The organism is Micromonospora foliorum, from assembly GCF_022229015.1.
Classification (GTDB): domain Bacteria; phylum Actinomycetota; class Actinomycetes; order Mycobacteriales; family Micromonosporaceae; genus Micromonospora; species Micromonospora foliorum.
Map to the genome: position 1 here is coordinate 1 of NZ_JAKKFF010000041.1, position 9,001 is coordinate 9,001.

General features: G+C 70.1%; 10 protein-coding genes. 1 reads left to right on the forward strand and 9 read right to left on the reverse strand.

Annotation, left to right across the window (positions count from 1 at the left end):
- Positions 1 to 195: 195 nt before the first annotated feature.
- The 9 genes from PSH25_RS04015 to PSH25_RS04055 all read right to left on the reverse strand — a co-directional run bounded on the left by PSH25_RS04015 (position 196) and on the right by PSH25_RS04055 (position 7,922).
- Positions 196 to 795: a TIGR03086 family metal-binding protein gene (locus tag PSH25_RS04015; RefSeq protein ID WP_238657711.1), complete on the reverse strand. Its 600-nt coding sequence runs from the start codon at positions 793 to 795 to the stop codon at positions 196 to 198.
- Between the two features lie 203 nt (positions 796 to 998).
- Entirely contained in the window at positions 999 to 1,445 is a 447-nt protein-coding gene (locus tag PSH25_RS04020; RefSeq protein ID WP_238657712.1) for a metal-sulfur cluster assembly factor, read from the reverse strand.
- Between the two features lie 67 nt (positions 1,446 to 1,512).
- On the reverse strand, positions 1,513 to 1,986 hold the full coding sequence (gene sufU / locus PSH25_RS04025) for a Fe-S cluster assembly sulfur transfer protein SufU (protein ID WP_238657713.1): 474 nt from the start codon (positions 1,984 to 1,986) through the stop codon (positions 1,513 to 1,515).
- On the reverse strand, positions 1,986 to 3,290 hold the full coding sequence (locus tag PSH25_RS04030; RefSeq protein WP_238657714.1) for a cysteine desulfurase: 1,305 nt from the start codon (positions 3,288 to 3,290) through the stop codon (positions 1,986 to 1,988). Before PSH25_RS04030 ends, sufU begins: the two co-directional genes overlap by 1 nt.
- A gap of 20 nt (positions 3,291 to 3,310) precedes the next feature.
- Positions 3,311 to 4,084: a Fe-S cluster assembly ATPase SufC gene (gene sufC / locus PSH25_RS04035; RefSeq protein WP_112677399.1), complete on the reverse strand. Its 774-nt coding sequence runs from the start codon at positions 4,082 to 4,084 to the stop codon at positions 3,311 to 3,313.
- Positions 4,084 to 4,410: a non-heme iron oxygenase ferredoxin subunit gene (locus PSH25_RS04040; RefSeq protein ID WP_091403693.1), complete on the reverse strand. Its 327-nt coding sequence runs from the start codon at positions 4,408 to 4,410 to the stop codon at positions 4,084 to 4,086. The genes sufC and PSH25_RS04040 overlap by 1 nt, the downstream gene beginning before the upstream one ends.
- A complete protein-coding gene (gene sufD / locus PSH25_RS04045) occupies positions 4,410 to 5,606 on the reverse strand; it encodes a Fe-S cluster assembly protein SufD (protein WP_238657715.1) in 1,197 nt (398 codons plus the stop codon). The genes PSH25_RS04040 and sufD overlap by 1 nt, the downstream gene beginning before the upstream one ends.
- Before the next feature lie 88 nt (positions 5,607 to 5,694).
- Positions 5,695 to 7,125 carry a Fe-S cluster assembly protein SufB gene (sufB, locus tag PSH25_RS04050; RefSeq protein WP_091403689.1) on the reverse strand — a complete coding sequence of 477 codons (1,431 nt, stop codon included), beginning with the start codon at positions 7,123 to 7,125 and terminating at the stop codon, positions 5,695 to 5,697.
- A complete protein-coding gene (locus PSH25_RS04055; protein ID WP_372492708.1) occupies positions 7,122 to 7,922 on the reverse strand; it encodes a helix-turn-helix transcriptional regulator in 801 nt (266 codons plus the stop codon). The genes sufB and PSH25_RS04055 overlap by 4 nt, the downstream gene beginning before the upstream one ends.
- Positions 7,923 to 8,020: 98 nt before the next feature.
- Between PSH25_RS04055 and PSH25_RS04060 the strand changes: the two genes are divergently transcribed.
- Positions 8,021 to 8,986, forward strand: a complete 966-nt coding sequence (locus tag PSH25_RS04060) for a COX15/CtaA family protein (protein ID WP_238657716.1) — start codon at positions 8,021 to 8,023, stop codon at positions 8,984 to 8,986.
- The last annotated feature ends 15 nt before the right edge of the window (positions 8,987 to 9,001 follow it).

Consider the following 9,001-nt stretch of genomic DNA (forward strand, 5'->3'; position numbering starts at 1 on the left):
CGCGCCCCGCGCCCCGCGCCCCGCGCCCCGCGCCCCGCGCCCCGCGCCCCGCGCCAAGATCGTGCTAGAACCAGGAAGTAGTGGCCTCGGCGACGCGCCGAGGCCACTACTTCAATGATCGAGCGCGATCTTGGCGCGGGGCGCGATCTTGGCGCGGGGCGCGATCTTGGCGCGGGGCGCGAGCCGGCCGACCGATCAGGGCCGGACGCCGGGCCACTGGGGGTCGCGGCCGAGGTAGGAGAGCAGGGCGCTGACGTCGTCGGCCTCCGCACCGGCGTCGAGCGCCGGGGCGTACGCGCCGTAGTTTCGCAACGGCTCGACGATCTGCCGGGCGACCTCCAGCAGGGGGCGGGCCAGGTCGTCGTGGAGCGGGGACGGCTGACCGGTGGCCACTGCGATGTCCCAGGCGTGCACCGCCGCGTCGAGGGCGCACGCGACGGCACCCACCTGGGCCGGCAGGGGACCCAGGGGCAGCGGCGTCCGTACCTGCGGGTCGTCGTCGGCGACGCCCGCCCAGGCGTGGGCGGACGCGTCGAGGGCCGCGCGCAGCCCGGCCAGCTTGTCACCCTCGATCCGACCGGAGGGCGCGAACGGGTCCTCCGTCGGCCCCGCCCCGCCGACGATCGCCGCCGCGAAGGCGATCTGGTCACCGGTCGCGTGCTGGAGCACCTGGGTGACCGTCCACCGCTCGCACGGGGTGGTCAGGTCCCAGGCGTCGGCCGGGATTCCCTCGGCGGTCGTCCGCAGCGCCTTGTGCGCCTCGTCGAGCACGATCCGCCACTGTCCAGCTGCCATCTCACCCATTGTCCCGACCCTCTCCGCCGACCCCGTCAGGTGAGCGCCTCCGCTCACTTGAGAACGGAATGTTCCGCTCCGTTCTGCAATCAGACTAGCAGACCGGAACGATCCGTTCCACTACTTGTTCACGTCGACGTGAAACAGATCGAGCGCGGCACCCAAACGGGCACCGCGCTCGACGAAGGTGGAACGGAGTCGGGTCAGACGTTGAAGCCGAGGGAACGGAGCTGGTCCCGACCCTCGTCAGTGATCTTGTCCGGACCCCATGGCGGGAGCCACACCCAGTTGATCCGGATGTCGTTGACCAGGCCGCCGCCGGGGCCGGTGGTCAGCGCCTGCCGGGTCTGGTCCTCGATGACGTCGGTCAGCGGGCAGGCCGCCGAGGTGAGCGTCATGTCCAGGGTGGCGACGTTCTCGTCATCGACGTGGACGCCGTACACCAGACCCAGGTCGACCACGTTGATGCCGAGTTCCGGGTCGACGACGTCCTTCATCGCCTCCTCGATGTCGGCGATCATGGCCTTGCTGACGCCGCCCGCAGGGGCGACGGCGTCACCGGTGCCGTCGGTCGTCGCGGCGTCGGTCTGCGGCACCACGGTGGTGTCACCGGCCTCCGGCGTCGCCTCAGTAGCGGTGTTCTCGCTCATGCCGTCCCTCCGCATCGCTTCGTGATGCCACAAGGCACCACGGTGTCCTTCGCTCGCTGCCGCAGCGTCACGCCTTCACCTCCGGGCTCACGCCCACACCGGCGCGTGCCGCGGCGTCCTTGAACGCCATCCACGGCAGCAGCGCGCACTTGACCCGGGCGGGGTAACGGGCCACGCCCGCGAAAGCAACCCCGTCACCGAGCACGTCCTCGTCCGGCGTGACCTGGCCACGTCCGGACATCAACTCCACGAACGCCTCGTGCACCTCGAATGCTTCCCCAGCGCCGCGACCGCGCAGCAGTTCGTGCAGCACGCTCGCCGAGGCCTGGCTGATCGAGCAGCCCATCCCGTCGTACGAGATGTCGTGCAGCACCGTGCCGTCGGTGGCCACCCGGACGGTGACCTCGTCACCGCAGGTGGGGTTGACGTGGTGCGCCTCCGCGACCCGGTCAGCCGAGTCGTCGGCGTCGCGTAGGCCACGCCCGTGCGGGCGCTTGTAGTGGTCCAGGATGATCTCCTGGTAGAGCTGGTCGAGCTGCATCAGTCGAACACCTTCCGCACCTGCTCCAGACCGGCCACCAGAGCGTCGATCTCCTCGGTGGTGGTGTAGAGGTAGAACGAGGCCCGGGTCATGGCCGGGACACCGAACCGGCTGCACACCGGCTTGGCACAGTGGTGGCCCACCCGCACCTGCACGCCGAGCGAGTCGAGCACCTGACCCACGTCGTGCGGGTGCACGTCAGCCAGCGCGAACGAGATGGTGCCGCCCCGGCCCACCGGCACGGTCGGGCCGAAGATCCGCAGGTCCGGCACCGAGCCGAGAGCGTCCAGCGCGTACGCCGTCAGCTCCTTCTCGTGCCACTGGATGGCCTGCATCCCGATGCCGGTCAGGTAGTCGACCGCCGCACCGAGCGCGACCGCCTCGGCGATCGGCGGGGTGCCCGCCTCGAAGCGGGCCGGTGGCGCCGCGAACGTCGAGCGGGCCATGGTGACCGTCTCGATCATCGAGCCGCCGCCGAAGACCGGCGGCATGGCCGCCAGGAGCTCACCTCGACCCCAGAGCACGCCGATGCCGGTCGGACCGCACATCTTGTGGCCGGTGAAGACGATGTAGTCGGCGTCCAGGTCGACCACGTCGATGGGCAGGTGCGGCACCGACTGCGAGCAGTCCAGCAGCAGCAGCGCGCCCACCTCGCGGACCCGCGCGGTGATCCGGGAGGTGGCGTTGACCGTGCCGAGGATGTTGGACATGTGCACCAGCGAGACGATCTTCGTCCGTTCGGTGACCAGATCCTCCAGGCCCGACTCGTCCAGCCGACCCTGGTCGGTGACCGGGAACCAGCGCAGGGTCGCGCCGGTCCGCTCGCAGAGCAGTTGCCACGGGACGATGTTCGAGTGGTGCTCCATCTCGGAGATCACCACCTCGTCGCCCGGACCGAGCCGGAAACGACTGTCGGCGTCCGGGCGCAGCGAGGCGTTCGAGAAGGCGTACGCCACGATGTTGATCGCCTCGGTGGAGTTCTTCGTGAACACCACCTCGTCGGTGCTGGGCGCGTGAATGAACGCGGCGACCTTCGCCCGCGCCCCCTCGTACGCCTCGGTGGCCTCGGTGCCCAGGGTGTGCACCGAGCGCGACACGTTGGCGTTGTGCCGCGCGTAGTGCTCGTCGAGCACGTCGAGCACCTGACGGGGTTTGTGCGAGGTGTTGGCGCTGTCGAGGTAGACCAGCGGGTGACCGTTGATCTCCCGACCGAGGATCGGGAAGTCGGCGCGCACCCGGGCCACGTCGAAACGCGGCACGTCGTCGTACTGCGGCATCCCCGAGGGGATCGCGATGCTGGTCATCTCGGCAGCGCCTCTCCCGCTCAGGCCTTGGCCGTGCCGGCCCCGGCGGCGTACCGCTCGTAGCCCTCGGCCTCAAGCTTGTCGGCCAGCTCCGGGCCGCCCTGCTCGACGATCCGGCCAGCCACGAAGACGTGCACGAAGTCCGGCTTGATGTAGCGCAGGATCCGGGTGTAGTGGGTGATCAGCAGCACGCCGGTGTCGCCGTTGTCGCGGACCCGGTTGACGCCCTCGCTGACCACGCGCAGCGCGTCCACGTCGAGACCGGAGTCGGTCTCGTCGAGGATCGCGATCTTCGGCTTGAGCAGCTCCAGCTGGACGATCTCGTGCCGCTTCTTCTCACCACCGGAGAAGCCCTCGTTGACGTTGCGCTGGGCGAACGCCGGGTCCATCTGGAGGCGCTCCATCGCGCCGCGCAGCTCGCCACCCCAGGTACGGAGCTTCGGCGCCTCGCCGTCGATGGCGGTCTTCGCGGTCCGCAGGAAGTTCGCCACCGAGACGCCGGGCACCTCGACCGGGTACTGCATGGCCAGGAAGAGGCCGGCGCGGGCGCGCTCGTCGACCGTCATGGCCAGCACGTCCTCGCCGTCGAGAGTCACCGTGCCGCCGGTGATCTCGTACTTGGGGTGACCGGCGATCGAGTACGCCAGGGTGGACTTGCCGGAACCGTTCGGGCCCATGATCGCGTGGGTCTCGCCCGACTTCACGGTCAGGTCGACGCCGGCCAGGATCGGCTTGAGCTCACCCTCGGGCAGCTTGACCGACACCTTCAGGTCGCGGATCTCCAGGGTGCTCATTATCGGGTCACTCCATTACTCGGCGTCAGGCTGAGGTAGATGTCGCCGTCGCGGACTTCGACGGGGTAGACGGGGACGGGTTCGGTGGCGGGCAGGCCGGTCGGCTCGCCGGTGCGCAGGTCGAAGCGCGAGCCGTGCAGCCAGCACTCGAGCGTGCAGCCGTCGACCTCACCCTCGGAGAGCGCGACCGAGGCGTGCGAGCACTCGTCGTACGCGGCGTAGAAGCCGCCGTCCTCGCCGTGCACCAGGGCGATCGGCGTGCCGTCGACGTCCGCGCTGATCGCGGTGCCCTTCGGCACGTCCTCGGTGGAGCAGATCCGGATCATCAGGCGCCCGCCTTGGTCAGCCGGGCCTCGATCGCGTCGCCGAGGCTCTCGCGCAGCGGCTCCACGGGGATCTTGTTGATCAGCTCGGCGAAGAAACCGCGGACCACCAGCCGGCGGGCCTCACTCTCCGGAATGCCCCGGGCCATCAGGTAGAACAACTGCTCGTCATCGAAGCGGCCGGTCGCGCTGGCGTGGCCGGCGCCGGCGATCTCGCCGGTCTCGATCTCCAGATTGGGTACGGAGTCCGCCCGCGCGCCGTCGGTGAGCAGCAGGTTCCGGTTGATCTCGTACGTGTCGGTGCCGGTCGCCTCGGCCCGGATGAGGACGTCGCCCACCCAGACGGTGTGCGCGCTCTCGCCCTGCAGAGCGCCTCGGTAGCCGACGTAGCTGCGGCAGTCCGGGACGCTGTGGTCGACCAGCTGCCGGTGCTCCAGGTGCTGGCCGGAGTCGGCGAAGTACACGCCGTACAGCTCGGCCTCACCACCGCGCCCGGTGTACTCCACGCTGGTGAACTGCCGGACCAGGTCGCCGCCCAGGGACACCTGGATGTGGATGACCCTGGCGTCCCGACCCAGCTTGATCTTCAGGTGCTGGGCCTGGACCGCGTCGTCGGCCCAGTCGGCGATCGTGACCAGCGTCAGCTTCGCGCCGTCGGCCACGGCGACCTCGACGTTGTCGGCCAGGGTGGCCGAACCGACGTGCTCCAGCACCACTGTCGCCTCGGCGAACCGGCCCACCTCGACAAAGGTGTGACCGAACGACGGCTGCTCGACACCCTCGCCGACCACCCGCAGCCGCACCGGCTCGCCGAGCACCACGTCGGGGGCCACCCGCAGCAGCAGGGCGTCGGCGGCGGCGCCGTAGGCCAGCGCACTGACCCGGTCGACCGGGGTCAGCACGCTGCCGATCCGCTCGTCGTCACGGCCGACCCGGGTGATGGCGACGCCCTCGGGCAGGTCGCCGTACTCGTGTCGGACCGCGCCGGTCGCGGCCGGCGCCTCGTCCGACGACTCCAGCTCGGCGCGGCTGGCGCCGCGCAGCGACCTGAAGCCGTCGCCGGTCAGACCGCGGAGGCGCTTGAGCGGGGTGAAACGCCACTCCTCCTCCAGGCCGGTGAGGGCCGGGAAGTCGGCGACGTCGTACGAGCGCAGCGCCTGCGACTTGGTGCTGGGCGGCGCGGAAGCCTGGGTAGTCATGTCTTCCTTGGTCTGTCTGTTCCGTGACGACGAGTTGGGGCCGGGTGTGGCGGGCCGAGGTTTCGGCCCGCCACGGGGAGCGGCGGCGTCAGCCGACCGCGCCCTCCATCTGAAGCTCGATCAGGCGGTTGAGCTCCAGGGCGTACTCCATCGGGAGCTCCTTGGCGATCGGCTCGATGAAGCCGCGCACGATCATGGCCATCGCCTCGTCCTCGCTCAGGCCCCGGCTCATCAGGTAGAAGAGCTGGTCGTCGCTGATCTTGGAGACGGTCGCCTCGTGCCCCATCGACACGTCGTCCTCACGGATGTCGACGTACGGGTAGGTGTCCGAGCGGGAGATGGTGTCGACCAGCAGCGCGTCGCACTTGACCGTGCTGCGGCTGTGGTGCGAACCCTCCAGCACCTGCACCAGACCCCGGTACGAGGTGCGGCCGCCGCCACGGGCGATCGACTTCGACACGATGGTCGAGGAGGTGTGCGGCGCGGCGTGCACCATCTTGGCGCCGGCGTCCTGGTGCTGACCCTCGCCGGCCATCGCCACCGAGAGCACCTCGCCCTTGGCGTGCTCGCCGGTCATGTAGACCGCCGGGTACTTCATGGTCACCTTGGAGCCGATGTTGCCGTCGACCCACTCCATGGTCGCGCCCTCGTGGCAGACGGCGCGCTTGGTGACCAGGTTGTAGACGTTGTTCGACCAGTTCTGGATGGTCGTGTAGCGGCAGCGCGCGTTCTTCTTGACGATGATCTCCACGACCGCGCTGTGCAGCGAGTCGGAAGAGTAGAGCGGCGCGGTGCAGCCCTCGACGTAGTGCACGTACGCACCCTCGTCGACGATGATCAGCGTCCGCTCGAACTGGCCCATGTTCTCCGTGTTGATCCGGAAGTAGGCCTGCAGCGGGATCTCGACCTGCACGCCCTTCGGCACGTAGATGAACGAGCCACCGGACCACACCGAGGTGTTCAGGGCGGCGAACTTGTTGTCGCCGACCGGGATCACCGTGCCGAAGTACTCCTTGAAGACGTCCTCGTGCTCGCGCAGCGCCGTGTCGGTGTCCAGGAAGAGGACGCCCTGCTCCTCAAGGTCCTCACGGATCTTGTGGTAGACGACCTCCGACTCGTACTGCGCCGCGACACCGGCGACCAGCCGCTGCTTCTCCGCCTCCGGGATGCCCAGCCGGTCGTAGGTGTTCTTGATGTCCTCGGGCAGGTCCTCCCAGCTGGTGGCCTGCTTCTCGGTCGACCGCACGAAGTACTTGATGTTGTCGAAGTCGATCCCGGTAAGGTCCGCGCCCCAGGCCGGCATCGGCTTACGGCCGAACAGCCGCAGGCCCTTCAGCCGCAGGTCGAGCATCCACGCCGGCTCGTTCTTCTTGGCAGAGATGTCCCGCACCACCGCCTCGTTGATGCCGCGCTGGGCGACCGCCCCGGCGGCGTCCGGGTCGGACCAGCCGTACTCGTACCGGCCCAGGGCGGCGAGCTGCTCTTCCTGGGTCAGGGGCTGGACGATCTGCTCGGTCATCTATCTGTCCTCACAGTGGTGACGGGATTACCGGATTGAGCGCGGCCCGGCTGGGTCGGGATGTGCGTGGTGCACACCCCGTCGCCGTGCGCGATGGTGGCCAGACGCTGCACGTGGGTGCCGACCAGACGGGAGATAACCGCGGTCTCGGCCTCGCACAGCTGGGGAAACTCGGCGGCCACGTGCGCCACCGGGCAATGGTGCTGACAGAGCTGGCCGCCGGAGGCGATCGTGGTCGCGTTGGCAGCGTAACCCTCGGCGGTGAGCGCTGCGGCGAGTGCCTCGGCTCGGGCGAGAGGGTCGTCGCCGGCGTCCTCCATGGCCGTCCGACAACGGGACTCGAGAGCGGACACCTGCTCGGTGGCGAACGCCTCGACCGCGTCCGAACCGCCGCTACGGGCGATCCAGCGCAGTGCGGCGGTGGCCATGTTGTCGTAGTGGTGTGTGCCACAGCGGACCCGGGCGGCCTCGGTCAACAGGAACACCTTGGCCGGGCGCCCCCGACCGCGACTGCCCTGGACGGTCTGCTCGCGGGCGTACACGTCACCGTCCGCGAGCATCGCGTCCAGGTGCCGGCGGATCGCCGCCGGGCTGAGCCCGAGCGCCGCGCCGAGCTGCGCGGCGGTGGTGGCACCCTGCTCCAGCAGCAACTGGGTGACCCGATCCCGGGTGGAGATCTCGGACACGGCCGGCCCGGCGAGGCCGGCCGACGTGGTCACGGCGGGCACGGCAACGGGCGCACCGAGGGCCGGTACGGCCGTCGGTTGGTGCCCGGAGAGCGCCGCCGCGTTTTTCACAACGCCAACGTTACGTAATTACCCGGAGGGTCGCAAACCCGGGCCCCGGTGATCCGAACCACCGAGCCGGCAGAGTCGGACGAACCTCGATCACTACGGTGCGTAGGATTTGCGCCGTGAACCGAATCGTCCGTCCGGTCTCCGGCATCCTGCTGCGCCGCCTCGCGCTCGCCTCGATCATCGCGAACGTGGGCATCGTCGTGACCGGCGGGGCCGTCCGGCTGACCGCATCCGGCCTCGGCTGCCCCACCTGGCCCCGGTGCACCGACGATTCCTACGTCACCACGCCCGAGATGGGCGTGTACGGGGTGATCGAGTTCAGCAACCGGATGCTGACCTTCGCGGTGGGTCTGATCGCGCTGGCCACCGTGCTGGCCGTGCTGGCCCACCGGCCCCGCCGACCCGGGCTCCTCGCGCTGGCCGTCGCGGTCTTCCTGGGCATCCCCGCCCAGGCGGTCATCGGTGGCATCACCGTGCTCACCAACCTCAACCCGTGGGTGGTCGGGCTGCACTTCCTCGCCTCGATGGCGGTGATCGCCGCCGCGTACGCCCTCTGGCGACGCGTCGGCGACCCCGACGGCCCGACCGTGGCCGTGGTGCCCACGCCGCTGCGCGCGCTGGCCCGGATCACCACCGGCGTCACCGTCGCCGTGCTGGTCGTCGGCACCTGGGTGACCGGCAGCGGCCCGCACGCCGGCGACCACGGCGCCGCCCGCAACGGCCTGGACCCGGAGACGATCTCCCAGGTGCACGCCGACGGGGTCTTCCTGCTGATCGGTCTCTCGGTGGCGCTGATATTCGCGTTCCGCGCCGTCGGTGCGCAGCGCGCCACCCGGGCCGCGATCATCCTGGTCGCCGTGGAGTTGAGCCAGGGCCTGATCGGCTTCGTGCAGTACTTCACCCACGTGCCGGCGCTCCTGGTCGGCGCGCACATGCTCGGCTCCTGCCTGGTGCTGCTGGCCGCCCTGTCGGTGCAGTGGTCCACCCGGGAACGCCGCCCGGTCGCGCCGGCCGCCCAGGCCACCCCGACCGACGCCGCCGCCCCGGTCCCAGTCACCGCCTGACCGCCCGGCCGCCGG